The 17,172-nt window shown below is 47.9% G+C and carries 13 protein-coding genes; 1 reads left to right on the top strand and 12 read right to left on the bottom strand.

What is annotated here, in order from left to right; all coding sequences use genetic code 11:
• Positions 1–44 precede the first annotated feature (44 nt).
• The 7 genes from F0220_RS12350 to F0220_RS12320 form a co-directional block, all read right to left on the bottom strand.
• Positions 45–593, bottom strand: coding sequence for a glutathione peroxidase (locus F0220_RS12350; protein ID WP_091017021.1), 549 nt, complete (start codon positions 591–593; stop codon positions 45–47).
• A 187-nt stretch (positions 594–780) separates the two neighbouring features.
• Positions 781–1,677 (bottom strand): carbohydrate ABC transporter permease, encoded by an 897-nt coding sequence (locus tag F0220_RS12345; RefSeq protein ID WP_223199923.1) that lies wholly within the window; start codon positions 1,675–1,677, stop codon positions 781–783.
• A 17-nt stretch (positions 1,678–1,694) separates the two neighbouring features.
• The gene (locus F0220_RS12340; protein ID WP_105598315.1) at positions 1,695–2,576 is read right to left on the bottom strand and encodes a carbohydrate ABC transporter permease; all 882 of its coding nucleotides are present in this window, start codon (positions 2,574–2,576) and stop codon (positions 1,695–1,697) included.
• A gap of 209 nt (positions 2,577–2,785) precedes the next feature.
• Positions 2,786–4,102 (bottom strand): ABC transporter substrate-binding protein, encoded by a 1,317-nt coding sequence (locus F0220_RS12335; protein WP_091017027.1) that lies wholly within the window; start codon positions 4,100–4,102, stop codon positions 2,786–2,788.
• 169 nt (positions 4,103–4,271) lie between these two features.
• Entirely contained in the window at positions 4,272–5,123 is an 852-nt protein-coding gene (locus F0220_RS12330; RefSeq protein ID WP_149846560.1) for a response regulator transcription factor, read from the bottom strand.
• Positions 5,124–5,146: 23 nt separating this feature from the next.
• Positions 5,147–6,967 (bottom strand): cache domain-containing sensor histidine kinase, encoded by a 1,821-nt coding sequence (locus tag F0220_RS12325; RefSeq protein ID WP_149846559.1) that lies wholly within the window; start codon positions 6,965–6,967, stop codon positions 5,147–5,149.
• A 202-nt stretch (positions 6,968–7,169) separates the two neighbouring features.
• Positions 7,170–7,937, bottom strand: coding sequence for a helix-turn-helix domain-containing protein (locus F0220_RS12320; RefSeq protein ID WP_188310543.1), 768 nt, complete (start codon positions 7,935–7,937; stop codon positions 7,170–7,172).
• Between the two features lie 152 nt (positions 7,938–8,089).
• Here F0220_RS12320 and F0220_RS12315 point away from each other — a divergent pair, with 152 nt between their 5' ends.
• Positions 8,090–10,339 (top strand): FAD-dependent oxidoreductase, encoded by a 2,250-nt coding sequence (locus F0220_RS12315; RefSeq protein ID WP_149846557.1) that lies wholly within the window; start codon positions 8,090–8,092, stop codon positions 10,337–10,339.
• Positions 10,340–10,391: 52 nt separating this feature from the next.
• Here F0220_RS12315 and F0220_RS12310 read toward each other — a convergent pair whose 3' ends face one another.
• The 5 genes from F0220_RS12310 to F0220_RS12290 form a co-directional block, all read right to left on the bottom strand.
• Entirely contained in the window at positions 10,392–11,462 is a 1,071-nt protein-coding gene (locus F0220_RS12310) for a beta-galactosidase BglB (RefSeq protein ID WP_105598310.1), read from the bottom strand.
• A gap of 41 nt (positions 11,463–11,503) precedes the next feature.
• Positions 11,504–14,029 (bottom strand): hypothetical protein, encoded by a 2,526-nt coding sequence (locus F0220_RS12305; RefSeq protein ID WP_223199922.1) that lies wholly within the window; start codon positions 14,027–14,029, stop codon positions 11,504–11,506.
• 29 nt (positions 14,030–14,058) lie between these two features.
• The gene (locus F0220_RS12300; RefSeq protein WP_373419856.1) at positions 14,059–14,877 is read right to left on the bottom strand and encodes a carbohydrate ABC transporter permease; all 819 of its coding nucleotides are present in this window, start codon (positions 14,875–14,877) and stop codon (positions 14,059–14,061) included.
• Between the two features lie 5 nt (positions 14,878–14,882).
• Positions 14,883–15,788, bottom strand: coding sequence for a carbohydrate ABC transporter permease (locus tag F0220_RS12295; RefSeq protein ID WP_149846555.1), 906 nt, complete (start codon positions 15,786–15,788; stop codon positions 14,883–14,885).
• Positions 15,789–15,879: 91 nt separating this feature from the next.
• Positions 15,880–17,151 carry an ABC transporter substrate-binding protein gene (locus tag F0220_RS12290; RefSeq protein WP_149846554.1) on the bottom strand — a complete coding sequence of 424 codons (1,272 nt, stop codon included), beginning with the start codon at positions 17,149–17,151 and terminating at the stop codon, positions 15,880–15,882.
• Positions 17,152–17,172: the final 21 nt, after the last annotated feature.

Here is a 17,172-nt window from a genome sequence, read left to right as displayed (position 1 = left end):
GAAACGATTCGTGTCATACCCCTGTATGAGATATCAAAGTGAAATTATAGAAGCTGTTTAATACTCTCTTGAATCTCATCGATGGAATCGATAGGTTCGAAGCGTCTGACCACACGACCCTCTGCATCAATCAGGAATTTCGTGAAATTCCATTTGATTGCATCTCCATGTAACCATTCTGGTGCTTTATCGGACACCATCAATTTCAATAGTTTGGCCTGTATATCGGTTTCATCAAAGCCAGCAAAAGGCCCTGATTTTTTCAAAAAGTCGTAGAGAGGGTGCGCCCCTTCTCCATTCACGTCCAATTTGGAGAACATCGGAAATTTCACACCATAGTTAATCTGGCAGAAGGATTCTGCTTCCGAACTGCTTCCAGGCTCTTGCTCTGCAAACTGGTTGCATGGGAAACCAATAATCTGAAGTCCTTGATCCTTGTACTGGTCATACAGCTTCTGCATGTCATCAAACTGGTGCGTATATTTACATTTACTTGCCGTGTTTACGATGAGCACAGGTTTTCCTTCATATTGATAGAGTGGGAAACGCTCTCCACTGGTTCTGGTTACGGTAAAGTCGTAGATGGTTGGCATAAGTCTAGTGCACCTCGCGATAGTTATGTAGTCATACAGCATCATATGATTTTATATTATATACGAAGTTTGAACTATTGTATTGCGGAAAGATCGTTATTCTCCCTTTCAACAGAAAACCCTTCTGCCGCGAAGATTTCTTCGTTCAGCAAAAGGGTTATTTTATGGGATCACAGTGACAGCAGCTTCAGCCCTTCACGGCACTTCCGGCCACGCCCTGGATAATATAATGCTGACCCACGAGGAAAACGATGATCATCGGAATAATGCCTGCCGTGGCAGCGGCCATCATGCCGTTGTAATCCACATTGTTCTCCAGAATAAAGTTCTGCAGTCCGAGCGGCACGGTATACAGGTCTTTGTCGATGAGGAACACAAGCGCATTCTCATAGTCATTCCAGTGCCAGGAGAAATCAATGATCGCAAGTGTAGCCAGCGCTGGCTTCGCCAAGGGTAGAATCAGCCTGAAAAATATGCGCAGGTGACCGGCACCGTCGATGAACGCCGCTTCCGAAATCTCTGATGGCACCGACAGGAAGAATTGCCGCAGCATAAACACCCCAAAGATCGTGAACATTCCGGGCAGAATCAAGGCCCAATGCGTATTATAGATGCCGACCCATTCGAACATGAGGAACTTGGGCACAAAGAGCACCTGCGGAGGCACCATCATCATCGAGAGATAGATGAGGAACAGTGTCTCCCGTCCTTTGAATTGAATCCTTGCGAAGCCATAAGCTGCAAACGCCGAGAGAAACACAGCTCCGATCGTGCTAATTAGTGATATTTTCAACGAGTTCAGATAATAGGTGGCAAAGGTATCCGCTCCGCTCCAGACCTTAATGTGATGCTCCCAGTTCAGGCTGGAGGGTATCCATTGGATGGGATAGGTGAATACGTCCGCAGGAGATTTGAACGACGTGCTAATCATCCAGATAAACGGCATAATCATCAGCAAAGCAAACCCGGACATCAGAATTGTCAGTATGATTTTTCGAATCTGGGTCAAGGACTCCATGCGGACTTTACCTTTAGGTACATGCGGAGCTGTGGGCTTCGCGTTCGTGGCAATTGGTTTCTCCATACCGATCCCTTCCCTCCTTAATAGTGAACCCAACGTTTCTGTCCGAGCCACTGCATTACTGTGAAGACCATGATGATGGCAAAGAGCGCCCAGCTAATGGCAGCAGCATATCCCATCTCGTAATATCGGAAGGCATTCTGGTAGATAAACAGCGACAACACCGTTGTACTGTTTCCCGGCCCACCCTGAGTAATCGCCTGAATAATACCAAAGTTTTTGATCGTCATAATCAGTCCTGTAATCAGCAGCAAAAAGGTCGTTGGGCTCACAAGCGGCCAAATCACTTGACGAATGGTCTGCCAAGGGCGGGCTCCATCAATCTTAGCGGCCTCAACTAATTCCTCCGGGATCTCCTGCAGAGCTGCTAAATAAATAATCATGTTGTACCCCAGCATGAACCAAATCCAGATGATATCGATCGCATACATGGACCACTCGGTTGTTGATAACCATCCGGGTGGGTTCGCAATACCGATTCCGCGCAAGAAACCATTAATTGGCCCCGACGTTGGCTGGAACAGCAGCATCCAGACAAAGGCGATGGCAACACCGCTGGTGATATAGGGCATGAAATAGAGAGCACGCAGCGTTTTTTGCCAGTACACCGACTTGTTCAGCGCCACCGCCACGATAAAAGCCAACCCCATCGATACCGGAACCGCTAACAGAAATACAAATGTATTTCGCAGCGCCACGCCAAACAGATCATCATTCAACATTCGGCGGATATTGTCCAGCCCCACAAAATGTGTCTCAGGGCTCATGAATTTGTAATCGGTGAACATGAGATAGAATGAATAGACAGCCGGTATAATAAAAAACAACAGCACACCAATCATATTGGGCCCAATAAACAAATACCCGAGCCTGCTCTGCCGTTTCATCCAGGATTTATGCATATGCTCCCCCACTCCTTAACATCTGTTCTGGAATTAAGCATAACAAGATGTCCTCCCGTATTTAAGGAACATAACCCTGTACCTGATATCACAGAACTATGTATTTTGTCAGTCCCTTACGCGAGGATAACAACATGGAATTGTTCTATTACTTATATACAAAAAACCGCCCCCTTGGGGACGGCCTTTGGACATATTGCTTATGCATTCTATTGATTCTGCTTCAGCCAGTCATTATGACGTTTGACCATGTTCTGTACCGTAACTTCGGCAGTCTGGTTACCGAGGAAGAACTTTTCATACTCCTGTGCACGAAGATCAACCACTTCCTGCGCAATGCTGCGGACAAACGTAGGTGTCTCGTCACCATACAACACAAATTCCAGTGACTCCTTATCATAAGAATCGGCATAATCGCCCAGCAGATGATCAATGGCAGTCTGTTGATCAACCGCATTCGAGGAAGGCAACCGTCCACCCGCAGCCATCGGCATCATTCCCCCATCGGCGTACCATTTCAGGAACTCCCATGCGGCTTCTTTATTTTTTGACTTGGAATTGATCGCAATAAAGTCACCAAGTCCTCCACTCTTCACCATATCTGCTTCTTGTGCAGCCAGTCTCGGTACAGGGGCAAAGGCGATTTTCCAATCCCGCGGGAACTCGGTCATATTGTTTGATGTACGGATCAGCCATTCGCCGATGTTAATCATGGCAGACTCACCGCCAAGGAACATGTTTTCCACTGGCATTTTGGAAGTCAGCTGCTCTCCGAGCGGAGGGGTGGTTGCATCCTCCTTCATCATTCCGTTCAATGTCTCCAGCCATTTGGTAACAAGTGGATCATCGAGGTTGGAAGTGCCGTCTGCCTTAACATAACCGTTCTTCACCAGAACGGAATCGAGCGGGTCTACATAGGAAGCGGTATGCTGCACCAATCCGTACTTGAAGCCAGAAGCCTTCAGCTTAAGTGCATATTCACGGGCTTCATCCCAAGTCCAGGCTTTTGGAACACTCAGTCCGGCCTGATCAAGCGCTTTCATATTTAGTGCGAAAAAGGCAGCGTTTTTCTTGGTTGGCATCCCGTAATATTTTCCGTCCACTTTCCAGGAAGCCGCATCTTCACCCATTTTCTCATCAATGTTGTAATCAGTGAACTCACCCAGATCCAGTGCTGTCCCACCCTTGATGCGTTTATCCAGATTTGTGAGAGTGTAATTGACATATAAATCAACGTTCTGCCCGGTGGACAGCGCCGTATCCAGCTTCAGGTTGCCATCATCATCATTCACAAACCGCACATATTCCACCTGAATATCAGGATGCTCCGCATTCCAGGTATCCACGACTTCCTGTGGACCATTCTCGGGCGGCACCGCGCCCCACATGGTGAGCTTCACTTTTCCCCCTGCCGCTCCACCTCCGTTATCCCCACCGTTCGTCTCATTTTTACCAACACAGCCGGCAAGCAAGCCCAGCATCAGCGCACCTACGATTAATCCCGTTAATCCTTTTTTGATTCTCATCTGGTCCCATGACCTCCCTGAATTGAAGTGATACCTTCCGTTACATCGTAGCAGGGACCTTGCTGGGTTCATAAGATACATATCCATGATTCGGATTGAACAAAAATACGGATTTACTTGTGCTTGCCTGAGCACTCGGTACACATATTCCTTCTACTCATCCTTTGAGTCACGAACGATGACGATACTGGCTGGGCGTGCAACCGGTCCAACGCTTGAATATTTTGATAAAATAATTATCGCTTCCGAATCCTACCCGGTAACCAATCTCCTGTACAGGAAGATCCGTCTCACGCAAGTATTCAGCCGCTTTCTCCATCCGTACCCCGTGCAAGTAGTGAATCAGGGTATGGCCGGTTTTCTTTTTGAACAAAGCACTCACATAATTCTCACCCATCATCACATATCGTGACATGGATTTGACGGTAATGTCCTGGTCGTAATGCTGCCCGATATAATGAATTATTTTGCTAATCTCCGGATGTTTCACAATCGGCTCACGAACAGGTGTAAATGGAAGATCCGTATCAGACGGGGGCGCAGAAGAGACCGTAAGAGAATCAGGCGAAACAGGCGTTGATGTGAGAACCGGTGTGGAAGGTGGCACTTGATGATGATCTGTCTCTGTCCGGGCTTCAGTCGAAGCTCCCAGTTCTGCACTTACTTTACGGAGTGTATCACGCAGTGAATTCACACTCATCGACAGCTTCAGAATATAATTGGAAGCCCCGTATTCCATTGCCCGGCGTACATATTCGAACTCCCCCATACAGGTGAGCATGACAAACTTGGTTTTTAACCCGGCCTGACGGGTCTGTTTGAGTAATTCCAGACCATCCATACCTGGCATGACAATATCGGTCAGTACCAGATCCGGTGTATCCTGTATAATCATCGCCAGCGCTTCGGTCCCATTACCGGATTCCCCGATGACCGTGAAGCCCAGCTCTTCCCAGGAAATAATCTCTCTCACCGACTCACGTACAAATACCTCATCTTCCACAAGTAATACTTTCCACATGCCAGATTCCCCTCTCCAGTGCGCTAGTCTGATCGCTTCTGTACGTAAGGCGTCGACAATAAAAAAGGAATGCTGAACCTCACTAATGTCCCCGGCTTGGTATCAATCACTTCAAGTTCACTTTGGCCTTTGAACAATAACCGCAATCGTTCCTTAAGGTTAGACAGGCCGATCCCCGGACGTGTGCGGGTCATTTGCAAACGCCGGGATTCCTCCATTCCAATTCCGTTGTCTGCCACCTCCAGCATCAGCTTTCCGGTGTCTTGCCTATAAATTCCGATGCGGATCTGACCAAGATGTTCCAGTGGCCCGACACCGTGGTGAATGGCATTCTCCACCAGTGGCTGCAAGCTCAGCTTGGGCACCAGCGCATATTCCAGTTTATCGTCAAATTCACAAGTCACCTCAAAGCTATCGCGGTAACGAATCCGCTGAATATGAAGGTAGGCTTGAACCAACTCAATCTCGTCCTTCAGGTATACCAATTCGACCTGTGAATTCAGGCTAACCTCCAGTAATTTGCCCAAGGAAACACACATCTCGGAGATCTCTTCATTCCCGCTGCGGATCGCGCTCCATTTCATTGTATTCAATGTATTCAGGAGAAAGTGCGGATTCATCTGGGCGAGGAGCATATGAAAATGTACCGCTTCCTTCTGGCGTTCCTCCGCCTTGAGTCTGTTGATCATCTGATTGGCATCATCCAGCATCGTATTGAACGTACGTGTCAGTTCCAGTACTTCCCCACGGCTGCGGCCTTCGGGAATACGAATCTTGAGGTTTTTGCGGACAACCTCCCTCATCTTATTCTGTAAGTGCGACAAGGGGCGCGTGAACGTTGCCGAGATCATAAAAGCCATCACTACAAATGCTCCTGTGAAGCCAAAAAAGGTCAGAAAGTAACGTTGTTTAAGCTCGGATATCTCTGTAAACAGAATGGACAGCGGAATGCGATTCACCATATACCAGTCCAGTGATTCAATGTACACGTAGTTAATCAGCGTATCCGAGGCTGGATCAGTCAGATAAGCCTGTGCCGGATGAAGAGCTATTTCACGCGTAACCTCCGGGGAAAGCACCGATGTTTTGGATGAACTGGCGATGGTCTCTCCACTACCTGTAATAAGGTAATACTCCTGGTTAGTCTGGGAATCCTTCAGCATGGTCTGGAACCAGTAGGAATAATCAATGCTAATTCGTGCCAGCCCGTATCGCTTGCCGCCGCTATCTTTCATGTAAGCATACAGCGACAACAGATATGGGCTGGAGGATAACTCTCGGAGCACAGGGTTAGAATCCCGTGCATCCCAGCGGTAGAAAAGTTCTTCCGGTTGAAGCGAGTGTGTATCCGTACCGCCTTTTGGAATGGTTATTTCCCCCAAACGTTCGCGGAATTGTTCCAGATAGGGGCCATAAGTCAGTGCTTTTTTGGGCAAATACGAAGTGTAAACGCTATCATGAAAATCCAGCAAGGTAAAGTACACCGAAGGGTTATATAGGAAGAAACTGTTGTTGATCATTTTGAACTTTTCTTCTACCAGCGACTTGTTCTCAAGCGGCGTACGACTGTCCGGGGAGGTTAGCACACTTCTTACCGCGGAATCCTGTTCCAGAAAAATGAGCGTTTTGAAGGCAATGCTCATCTGGTCCTCCAAAGAGCGGTACATCTGGACTAGTTGCTCATGGCTCTGCTCACTGATTTTCTGCTCGACCAGGGATTCAATCTGCTGATAATTGTAGACATTCAATGCACTGAACGGCAAAAGAATCAACACCACAAATGCACCGAACAGGCGGTATCTGAGCCGCTGCGGCAACCAACTTTTCCAATTTGGCTTCTTCATTCCTTAGTGCTCGCTCCCCTACAATTAATGACCCCATTATAGCACCTGCCTGCCATTTACAGCCGGAGTCGAATGATTTGCATGGATTTGTGATATTCGTTGCCTGCATTCATGTGAACTACACAGATATGTTCTATTGGTGAAAGCAAGAATGAGTGAATGAATGGATGGATGGAAGGCTAGATGGACGAGACCGATAACCTCATACTTGATGTCTTCGCCGATACTCCGAGGGACTGATTCCTATAGTGGACGAAAATACACGGCTCAGATAAAATCCGTTCTCATATCCACATCTCTCAGCGATCTGCGTGAGGGTCAGACGGCTATCTGCCAGCAAGGCCTTTGCCTTTTTGAGACGAATCGCTTTCAGATAATCGGATGGTGTCTCTTGAAAGGCTTCCCGGAACCTTCGGGTGAGCTGGACTGGACTCAAAGCCAAATGTTGGGCCAACATTCGGAGACTGACCGCCTCTCCTGCCCACTCCTCCAACAATACCGCCGCTTCAGCCATGAGGGCATCCTCCGTGAACTTGGTTTCCATTAGCCCGCTCTGTCTGCGCTCCCATTGATACAGCCGCCACAAATCCAACATCAAATGGGTTTTCCATCCTGTTGTAGCTTCATCGTTGTCCTCGCTGGCCTGGCGCAGGTAGGCATATGTTGAAGCCAGACGTTTTGTATCATTAATGAGAGATTTTCCGATTGGCGGCAGGAGACTCTCATCCTCTGCGTAGTTACAACGGAACAACATATAGTGAAATGTCAGCGGGGTTACCGTCTCTCTGTGAAAAGCAACGTGTGGTGGACACAACACCAGATCAGCAAAACCCGCTTCTCCGGTCTGCCCATCAATCTCGTAACGGTATACGCCCTCTTCAACGGCAAAGACCACCCAAGCGTCGTAGATATCTTCTGCCAGAGCAAATTCAGTTTTCTTCTTCCAGTAGATGTGATTAAGGAGGTCCATGACACACCTGCCTTTGTTGTGAAATAAAGTATATGCTCGATGATAATATAGTGTATTTAAAAAGTAAATATATAGAACTAATATGAAATTATAGATATGAAATATGAAATCTAAGCTTAGGCTCATCCATATTCAATGAGAGAGGTGTTCATATGAAGCACGAACTTGTTAAACCGGATATCACCGTCATCGGGGGCGGGCTTGCTGGCGTATGCGCTGCCATATCTGCTGCCCGGCTGGGCCAACAGGTCGCGCTGGTGCAGAATCGTCCTGTGCTCGGCGGCAATTCCAGCAGTGAAGTACGCGTATGGGTCTGCGGCGCTACCGCCCACGGAATTAACCGCTATGCCCGCGAGACGGGCATCATGGGGGAACTGTTTGTAGAGAATCAGTATCGTAATCCAGAGGGCAATCCTTATCTCTGGGACTTGATCATTCTGGAAGCCGTTCGAGCTGAATCCAACATCAGACTGTACCTGAACACGGATGTACATGAAGTCGAGGCCACTGGGGATGGAGATGAACGCATGATCACCTCTGTTACCGGGTGGATGATGGGTTCTGAGCGCAAAATCCGATTCGAAAGTCAGATCTATCTGGACTGTACGGGCGATGGACTGGTTGGCTTTCTGGCTGGTGCCAAGTTTGCACTCGGCCGGGAAGCCCGCAGCGAATATGGCGAAGAGTGGGCACCAGAGGTGGCTGATCAGATCACGCTGGGCAGTACGCTCCTCTTCTATACCAAGGATACGGGTGCGCCTGTCCGTTATATCCCCCCTTCTTTTGCCAAGGATATTACACAGACCAGCATTCCGATTCGCCGGGTCATTCGCAGCGGGGATTCCGGTTGTCATTATTGGTGGATTGAATGGGGCGGTGAACATGACACCGTTCATGACAATGAGCTGATCCGTGATGAACTGTGGTCCGTGATCTACGGGATCTGGGACTATATCAAGAATTCCGGTAAGTTTGATGCCGACCATATGACGCTGGAGTGGATTGGTTCTCTGCCTGGCAAAAGGGAGTACCGCCGCTTCACGGGTGACTATGTGCTCACCCAGAACGATATTATCAGCCAGCGGGAGTTCCCGGATGCCGTTGCCTTTGGCGGCTGGTCCATTGACCTGCATCCCCCGCAGGGCATGTATGCCGAAGCGAGCGGCTCGAAGCATATGCATGCCGATGGCATATATCACGTGCCGTTCCGCTCGCTGTATTCCGCAAATGTGCGGAATATGCTCATGGCCGGGCGCGACATCAGTGCATCACATGTCGCCTTCGGCACAACCCGCGTCATGGCCACATGCGCGGTCATCGGCGAAGCCGCGGGTACGGGCGCGGCGCTCTGCGCGGCCATGGGAGTGTCGCCGCGCGAGCTGCACGCGAGGCATCTGGCGGTCCTGCAGCAGACGTTGCTGCGGCAGGACGCTTCCATCATCGGGGTGCGCAGCCACGATGAGCTGGATCTGGCCCGGCGTGCCAAGGTTACAGCCTCCAGCACGCTGACGGGCATCGCCCTTGAGCAGCCTGGCGAGACGTACCCGCTGGGTACGGATGTTGCCCTTCTGCTGCCTGTGCATCCAGTGCTCAGCGGCCTGGAGCTGCTGCTTGATGCATCCAGCGATACCGCGCTGACGGTAGAGCTGTGGGATACGGGGCGTAAGGAGAACTACGTCCCGCATTCGTTACAAGTTACGGCGACTGTTAACGTTACAACAGGAACTGCGCAGTGGGTGAAGCTGCCGCTCGAATGGCGACCGGAAGAACCACAGAATGCTTTTATGATCATCCGCTCCAATAAAGCCGTCTCACTCTACCATTCGACAGAAGCACACAGCGGGGTGCTGATCTTCTTCAAAACAGAAGAAAACCACGTGTCCAAAAATCTGGAGGATCATGCCACGGATCAGCCTGTCGTATTATGGTCCATGCAGGGGTTGGCGCGTCAGCCATTCTGCTGTCGTACCCTCTCTGAGACTTCGGCCTATTCATCGGACAACACGATCAACGGTTATCATCGCCCTTACGGTGGGCCGCAGCAGTGGATGTCGCAGCCGATGCAGTCTGGCAAGCCTCAATGGGTACAACTGATATGGGAAGAGCCACAAACCTTGGCTGAACTGCACTTGACGTTTAATGATGATGTGAACGAGGATCTGGTTAATTTGCATCACCATCACACAACATTCCGCGTGATGCCTGAGCTGGTGCGTGATTATCGAGTCGAGGTATTGGCTCCGTCTGGCGAGTGGATCGACATTATCAACGTTACTGAAAACCGCAGAAGAAAAGTCGTTCATCGCCTGGATGTCCGTGTGTCAGCTAAGGCTCTGAGAATTATAATTGATGCCACAAATGGCAGCAGATATGCCGAATTAATCGAGATTCGAGCTTACTAAAACAAAAAGGAGGATACAGGAAACTGTATCCTCCGTACAAGTCCGCCTTATTCTATTCGGCGGTTGGAACCCGCAAGCCCTCAATCAGAATAAACAACGTAAGTGCTTGTCCATAGCCCATCGGACTGATCGCTATATCTTTATAAAACTGAGCATCCTGCCCCACAGGTGTACCATAGGACACCTGCTGTACAACTCCGTGATCATCAATATGTTTCAACACCGCTTCAAGCGCACTCAAGCCATTCTGGCGATAGGATTCATCCAGGTATCCATACCGAATTCCCTTGAGAATGCCGTATCCAATCGCTGCTGTTGCCGAGGTTTCTTTGTAAGAGGTTGGATCATCCAGCACAGTGTGCCACATGCCATCCTCACCCTGAAGCTTGCTCAGTGCTCTGACTTGAGCGGTTGCTGTATCCAATAGATAGGCTTTCAGCCCGTCTTCGATCGGAATGATATTCAGGAAATCCATAACTCCCGCCGTATACCATGCATTGCCTCTTCCCCAATGAACAGCACCATAATTATGATTTTCATTGAAATCCCAGCCATGATAGAACAATCCGGTTTTCTTGTTATATAGATATTTGATATGCACAAGAAACTGTCGTTTGGCTTCTTCCACCATGTCGGGTTTCTTGAAGTATACCCCTGCCTTGGCCAAAAATAGCACCGTCATAAACAGGGTATCAATCAGAATTTGACCATCATTGGCATCTCCCGTGATCATATGTTGAAACGCACCATCTCCGGTTCGCAGCAGTCCATCCATGATCCAACTGCTCCACTCCTCACAAACCTGTTCGTACTCTTTGTTTCCGGTCAGCTCGCATAGTGAGATCAAAGTAAGGAGCGGAGCACAGGTGTTCACATTTTTTTCCGGTAATCCTTCCATCAGCCTTGCATTGTACCATGATTCGAGAAATTCCAGCACTTTAGGATCTTTCGTTGCCTCATGGAGCTGAAGTAAGCCATACAGACCGACACCTTGCGGCCATTCCCATAGATGTATGTCGATTAGTCCGATGGGAAACTGTTCATTGATGCTTGTGTTTTTCATAGACTCCATCGCTTGGGATACCTTGCTTATACTCTCCTGCAGCACCATTTGATTCAGCATGTTGGTTATCACTCCCTTGGTTTGTTGCACACGATTCAGCGCTACATGTCCAGTAACTTCAGTTGTCCCTTCACTCCATAACCTTCGTGTATAATTTCCTCTTCTTTAATAAGAAAAGGCTTGTTCATTCCCCATTGAATTGGACCATATACCGGGTCTGTTAGAGTGAGAGTTAAAGCTTGACTGTCGAATTGCGGGCTTGCAGAACGAACTTGGTTGATAAAAGCGTCAAATGACCCGAATTGCTGCTCGCTTCCTGCTCTTAAAATCCAGGCGTTACGCAAGCCAGGGGAAATAAGTTCACGCTCTCTTGTCACCCCGTTGCTCTCCATACTCGTCCCGTTAGCTGCATATATAGCTGCATAACCCTTATCCAAACGGGCAAAATGCCAGTTCTCATGCCTTACCCATTCCGTGAAGGAGTGAGTAGGAAAATAAGCATGTGTCCAGTCAGAGTTGTGATCCGCAGGAATATCAAACATCATCAAAGCAATCCCCTCATGCTGAACAACATCGGGCAATATCCCATTCCCAGCCCAGAAGCAAGGTCGACCATCCCCATGCTTGTATATTTCTGCCGGATGATTCACCCAGATCAGCGCCTCAGGTGACAGAGATAAATGCTGGACATGCTCCTGATAACCTGGCTTGCCTGGGCGGAAGCGAATGATTGAGGATAAGGAATATTCCTTTGTCCGGCAATGATAGAGCTTGGCGTAACCTCCCTTGCCCTGCTGATTGGTGAACACCAATTGCTGATTGTCCCCGAGCAACAGATGCTCCTGATATGCTGCTGGAGGACTGTAATCCGATAAACTCAAGGCAACATTGCTGATTGAATAATTGTTTACATTGCCAACGCCATAAGCGATCCAGCACATTGAAGTGGTGCCCGCTGCATAACCACCCAGCAGTTCCTTCTCATAGCTGCGCCCAAACGTTGTGGACAAGACTCCTTGATGCATCTGAACAGTAATATAATAGAATAACAGGTCCATTGCCTTTTTGGCTTGCTGTCTGAGCTGTTCATTATGGGCAAATTCATAGATATGCAATAGCCCAACCGCATCAATCGGAATGTATGCACTTGAGTTCCATTCTGCCAATCCTTCATCCAAAAAGCGCTCAAACCATAATGCAAGCCTCTGCTCTGCTTTTTGACGGTGTACTTCACCAGATTCACCACTGTTGCTGAACGTTTCATCCCCAAACAGCTGTCCGGCTAACAGTTCATTGGTATGGAACAACAAGGCATGGTTCTCACTGAAGAACCACATCACATCATCGCCAGGTTCATCAATCCAATATCGATAGCCCAGAATGCTTGCTTTTACCCGATCCCAGAACGATTCACTGAACAGACCGCTATTTCGCTCATCTCTCCAAAGACGGAACAGTCCCACCAGATAGAAGTCACTGCAATCCTTCCGTTGCTCAATCCCTTCCACACCCTCAAGCAAAATGTTCTCCGCTTCTTGCAGATTACCTCCTGTTTTGAGCATAGCAATGGCCTTATGAATATTGGGACTGCCCTTCTCGGCAATGCATTGCAGAGCCAGGGATTTGCGGGCTTCAATATCCGCAGCTTGCTGAGCAACCTCATCATAGCTGGTATCATAGGATTGGCAGCCAAACTTCTTGGTTAGTACAATATTTGAAACTAAAATAGACAGTGTGAAGTATACGTAATGATGACCGAGTTGATTCGTATGTGCCAAGACCAAGTCCGTTTCCTTTTCTGCTATGTGTATCGTCTTATTTTCGGTACCATCAAAAAAATTGCCATACTGAATATCAACCTCTCTAACGATGTCCGGTAAGGGAAGCGGCAGCTTAAGCTTAATCTGCTCACCTCTGAAGAGATCCGAAGGAAAATAAGCCTGTTCGAGGGCTTCCTCTGCGGATTTTACAGACTCCGCCAAATGAGGAGAAATAGGCAGGGAAATCACCAATTCCTCGTCTCCCAGGTATTCCACCGCAAAAGCATACATCGTATCCCGCTCAGCCAGATCCTCCCAACAGGCATAGATCTCATTGATTCCGGCTACAAGTTCAGCTTTAATAACGATTTCCTGCTCCTTGTTACGCGTGAGTGGTGCAAAGTCCGTTACCATTTCCCCATTCACCCACAACGTCAGACTGCCATAGGTCTTAATCCGCAAAGAGGCGGTATGAGCAGTCGGAGAAATCAGTCTTGTCGCCGCGTAACTGCGCAGATGTGTCGGTACAAACCAAAATCCTGATTGCTCCACCCGTGGATTATTCCATGGAGAATACAGTGCCCAAGGCATTCCGTTCTCTTCTCCAACGAAGTCGTCTCCCGGGCTAGGAAACTCGCTCCATTGATCAAAAAATCGGTTCACAGGCTGCGTTCTCCTATGTTCTACAAATTCCTTTCTGCATGGATTCTCATGAATGGCAAAACCATCGATTAGCCAATCATTAATATCTCCCTCCATCGTTGTTGGAACAAAGGCAACAGGCTTCGTATATATGCCGCTGATCATCCAATGATTAATGACCTGATTGTGACCTAATTTCATAGGTTTATAATTCAAGGTTTCCATCCCACTCCGGGTGGTATCTGACATTCAACTCATCCTTTCATTCCTGAAGTAATCATCCCGCTGACAAAATATCGCTGGAAAACCATAAAAACAATCAGTACCGGAAGCATCGTGATGACGGACATCGCAAGCAAACTTCCCCAATCCACGTTGTATTCACCAATAAAATTAGAAAGCGCAAGCTGGATCGTATATTTCGATGGGTCACTAATCGCAATTAACGGCCATACAAAATCATCCCATCTCCACATGAAGGAGAAGATTGCGAGCACCGCAAGAATCGGCTTCGCTATCGGAAGAATAATGCTCCAGTAAATTTTCCATTCGCCCGCTCCATCCATTCGGGCAGCTTCCAACAGCTCGTCCGGTACGCTCAACAAATACTGGCGCATAAGGAACACACCTGTCGGGGTTGCTGCTGGCGGGATAATAATCGCGAGCAGGCTATTATACATCCCCAGCGCGCTCAGCACCTTGAATATAGGAATCATGATTACCTCAATCGGAATCATAAGTGTTGAGATAAAAGCAATTAATATGATCGAGCTTCCGCGGAAGCGGTACTTCGCGAGTGCAAAGCCTGCCATGGAATTAATCAATAACAGCAGCAGCGTTGAGGACACCGTTACGATCGTACTATTCATAAAATATAAGCCAAAATCACCTTTGCTGAATGCCGCCTTGAAATGCTCAAAGGTGACGGGCTGCGGCCACAACTTGGGAGGGAAGCTGTATAGATCGCTATTCGTTTTCAGAGAAGAAATCACGACCCACAGGACAGGCAGGAGCCACACCACTGCAGCAACAGTTAACATACTGTAGATGACAACTTTGACCATAGGCTTCATTACCATTATGTAGCCCCTCCTTTCGATAGACGGAATTGCAGAGCCGAGAATCCACCAATAAGGATAAACAGCATCACCGACATGGCACTGGCCAGACCGAGCTCCTGTCTGTTAAAGCCAATCTCATAAATATATTGAACAATATAGGTGGTATCTTTGCCCGGCCCACCACCTGTAAGCGCAAACATAAGTGGAAATGCTTTGAACGCGTCAATCAGAGTCAGCATAACAACAAGCAAGCTTGTGGGCTTCAAAAGCGGGAGCGTGATATAGCGAAACACCTTCATTCCCGTAGCCCCGTCCAAGCGGGCAGCCTCATAATAATCCGTAGGTATAGCCTGCAAACCCGCGATAAAAATGACCATGAAAAAGCCTGCACGTGACCATACTGTCGCGATGATTACAGCCGTATTTGCCCAAAAGGAAGAGGTTAAAAAGCCGACAGGTTCCACACCAACCACGGTTAGCAGATGATTCAAAATGCCAAATGAATCTCCGAAAATCCACTTCCAGGTCAAGCCTACGATAATGTAAGAAATCATGGTCGGCCAGTAAAATACGGCCCTGAAGAAACCGCGCATTCTAATCTCGCGCGCAAGCAGCAAAGCAATGCCGAGCGCTGCTGCATATATTAGTGGGACAACAATTGCTGCATAAATCCCCGTTCGTCCGATGGTCGACCAAAATTCCCGATCTCCTATAATTTTGATGTAATTAGCCAGTCCGTTGAACTTCATTGGGTTCAATCCATCATAGACATGGAAGGAATAATAGAGGCCCAATAAAGAGGGAAATACGATAAAAGTTCCAAAGATCAGGAGATTGGGTAATATAAACAGATAAGGAGCAATAACGAGCTTCCTGTTCTGTTTTGCCAGCGTATTCCTGTTTAATCGTTGTCCTTCACTCATCTGCTTGCCCCTTCCTTATGCGTTATTCGAAAGGGAGGCTTCACAGGAATCGCTAAGCCCCCGAATACGAATGAACCACATGGCATTACGTTTATTGACTGCCAATAGCCTCGTTAATCAGTTTGGCTGTTCGATCCAGCGCCTCCTGCGGAGTTGCCTTATCGGATAGAACCTCAACAATATTATTTTTCAGGTCCGTTGTAATTTTGGATATAATGGTCTGTCTGGACCAGTCATTAGCTGCAAGAGGCGAACTGTTCTTCAGTTCATCAGCGAAGATTTCAAACATCTCCTTGCCAAATTCATAATTCAGGACAGCGCTGTCCTTCCGTGGACTCATAAACAATGACTCCTGATTATATTTTGAATTCACTTCTTTGGACGTTAAGTATTCAATAAATTCTGCCGCCTCCTGCTCATATCCGCTGCCTTTGAAAGCCATCAGAAACTTCCCGCCTGGTACGGAAGAACGTTGTGTTCCTTTTGGCATGTAGGTGACTCCCCATTCAAAATCGGTGATATCCTTGTAATTGCTGATCATCCAGTTACCAGCCCAGTGGGTAGCCACCGTCCCGGAACGGAACAGGTTGTTCGGATTTTCCCCTCCGAGCCATACGGATTCGGGCATGATCCCTTCTTGATGAAGCTGCTTGAATTGCTCCATGCTACGGATTCCGGCTTCATTGTTAATCGCTGCCGCAGTGCCATCCTCTGTTAAGATGCTTCCGCCATTCTGATACAAAAGAGTGGACCATCTATGCGGTGTGACATCCCATACCATGCCATAACGTGCTCCGCCTTTGTCCATAACCTCTTTTAACGCAGCTGTGTATTCATCCCACGTCCATACTTGGTCAGGAGAGGTCGGTACTTTGACGCCAGCTTTATCAAATAAGGTTTTGTTATAAATAAGCCCATTCGCTGTAACATCCATAGGCGCCGCTACCAGCTTGTCATTAATAACATAATATGGTTTAAGTGAGTCAATAAATTGATCCTCGAATTGGTCCGCATTGTCCACGTAAGGTGTTAGATCAACCGCCTGATTAGCAAATGATCCGGTATCCGTGACCCGGCTCAGGGCAGGTGGCTTTCCACCGGATAACATGGTTTTTAATTTGGTTTGGATATCCTTGAAGCCAACTTCAATCAGGTTGATTTTAACCTTGGTATTGGTCTGCTCATAATCTTTAATGATTTCCTTGATGACTTCTCCTTCTTTTCCGTCAGAGAACCACAGGAAATCCAGGGTTGTTTGTTTTGGATTAGCATTGGTACCTGAATTTCCGCAAGCAGTTAATACGATGAGTAACATGACCAATACCATGCTAGTGATGAGCTTAAACGTTGTTCTTCTTGTCATATCAACATCTCCTTGGAAGGT

The organism is Paenibacillus sp. 37, assembly GCF_008386395.1.
Classification (GTDB): Bacteria; Bacillota; Bacilli; order Paenibacillales; family Paenibacillaceae; genus Paenibacillus; species Paenibacillus amylolyticus_B.
Note: the sequence above shows the minus strand (reverse complement) of the source record. Positions and strands in the feature narration are given on the sequence as shown.